The sequence below is a fragment of the Pseudaquabacterium terrae genome (genome assembly GCF_013266755.1).
Classification (GTDB): domain Bacteria; phylum Pseudomonadota; class Gammaproteobacteria; order Burkholderiales; family Burkholderiaceae_C; genus Pseudaquabacterium; species Pseudaquabacterium terrae.
Genome location: NZ_JABRWJ010000044.1, coordinates 1 through 1,964, shown reverse-complemented (window position 1 = coordinate 1,964; position 1,964 = coordinate 1). Strand labels below are relative to the sequence as shown.

The 1,964-nt window shown below is 63.5% G+C and carries 1 protein-coding gene; it reads left to right on the top strand.

Annotated elements, in window-relative coordinates; translation table 11 throughout:
- Positions 1-148 precede the first annotated feature (148 nt).
- Entirely contained in the window at positions 149-1,885 is a 1,737-nt protein-coding gene (locus HLB44_RS36615; RefSeq protein ID WP_173135788.1) for an IS1634 family transposase, read from the top strand.
- Positions 1,886-1,964 lie beyond the last annotated feature (79 nt).

Genomic DNA, 1,964 nt, shown 5'->3' with positions numbered 1-1,964 from the left:
CCGAAGTTCCTCCCATCCACGTAGTCATCATGCGGGCGCAAGTCCGCGTGATTGCTGAACATTGGCGCCCTTGAGGCGCTTTTGTTTTCTCGATTTTGTAGTCACTAAATTGGCTTGACTTCGGCTCGTAATCGCCTATGTTTCTTACATGGCCGCACGAACTGGAACCGCTCACGTCGTCACCACGACGCGCGCCTACAAAGGCACCGTCTACCGCACGCACCTGCTGCGACGCAGTTACCGCGAGGACGGCAAAGTCAAGAACGAGACGCTGGGCAATCTGTCGCATCTGCCCGAGTCGCTCATTGAAATCATTCGACGCAGCCTGCAAGGCGAGACGTTCGTGCCGCTGGGCCAGGCATTCGAGGTCATCGGCTCACGCTCGCACGGCCATGTGCACGCCGTGGCGCTGGCAATGCAGCGCCTGGACTTTGCCGCGGTGCTGGGCAGCAAGCCTTGTCGGGAGCGCGAACTGGTGCTGGCCATGGTGGCCGCGCGCATCGTGGCTCCTCACACCAAGCTGGCGACCACGCGCTGGTGGCACACGAGCACATTGGCCGATGACTTCGGTGTCGCCGCCGCCAATGAGGACGATTTGTATGCGGCAATGGACTGGCTGTTTGGGCGCCAGGACGCGATTCAAAAGAAGCTGGCAGCGCGCCACTTCAGCGATGGCAGCCTGGTGCTGTACGACCTGAGCTCGAGCTACTTCGAAGGCGCCACCTGCCCGCTGGCGCGGCTGGGCCACAGCCGCGATGGCCGCAAGGGCATGCTGCAGGTGAACTACGGACTGCTCACCGACGCACGCGGTTGCCCCGTGGCGGTGTCGGTGTACGAAGGCAACGTGGCCGACAGTGCCACCTTCATGCCCGAGGTGCAGCGGCTGCGCGAGCAGTTCGGCATCGAGCACCTGGTCATGGTGGGCGACCGCGGCATGATCGGCCACGGCTCGATCGCTGAGTTGCGCGAGATGAGCGGTATCGGCTGGATCACGGCGCTGAAGAGCGCCTCGATCCGCTCGCTGGTCGAGCAAGGGCAGCTGCAACTGGGGCTGTTCGACGAGCGCAACCTGCTGGAGATCAGCTCACCCGAGTATCCCGATGAACGGCTGGTGGCTTGTCGCAATCCTCAGCTGGCCAAGCTGCGCGCAATCAAACGCGAAGCGCTGCTCGCAGCCACCGAGAAGAACCTAGGCGCAATCAAGGACCGAGTGGATGCCGGCAAGCTCAAGGGCGCCGACGCGATCGGATTGCGCGTGGGCAAGGTGGTCAACCAGTACAAGGTAGCCAAGCACTTCGAATTGGCCATAGACGACAGCGGCTTCACCTTCGCGCGCAAGCACGCGGCGATCGCCGCTGAGAGCGCCCTGGATGGCATCTATGTCATCCGAACCTCGGTCGACGCGCAGCGCATGGACGCGCCCGACTGCGTGCGCAACTACAAGGCGCTGGCCAATGTGGAGCGCGCATTCCGCTCGCTCAAGACGGTGGACTTGAAGGTCCGCCCGATCCACCACCGCACGGCCGATCGCGTACGCGCGCACATCCTGCTGTGCATGCTCGCGTACTACGTCGAGTGGCACATGCGCGAGGCATGGCGTGAGCTGATGTTCGCCGACATCGACCAGGCGGCCAAGGCGACGCGCCATCCCGTCGCTGCAGCCCAGCGCTCCGTGGCAGCGCAAGACAAGGCGGCCAGCCACACCATCGATGACGGCACGCCCGCACACAGCTTCTCCACGCTGATGGCCGAACTCGGCAGCATCGTGCGCAATACCTGCCGCACACCCAATGCCGGGCCCGACGCGCCCACCTTCGACGTCATCACGACGCCCAATCCGACGCAACGTCACGCGCTCGATCTGATCAAGCAGATCCGGCCGTAGACAGAAACGCGAACCCAGATCTCACGCCAAGTGCCTGTGGCACAAGAACAAACTCGTTCGGCGGGTGCTGGAACTTCGG

What these genes read in the sequence shown, in the direction of transcription:
- HLB44_RS36615 (WP_173135788.1), top strand. Translation starts at nt 149, where the DNA reads ATGGCCGCACGAACTGGAACCGCTCACGTCGTCACCACGACGCGCGCC.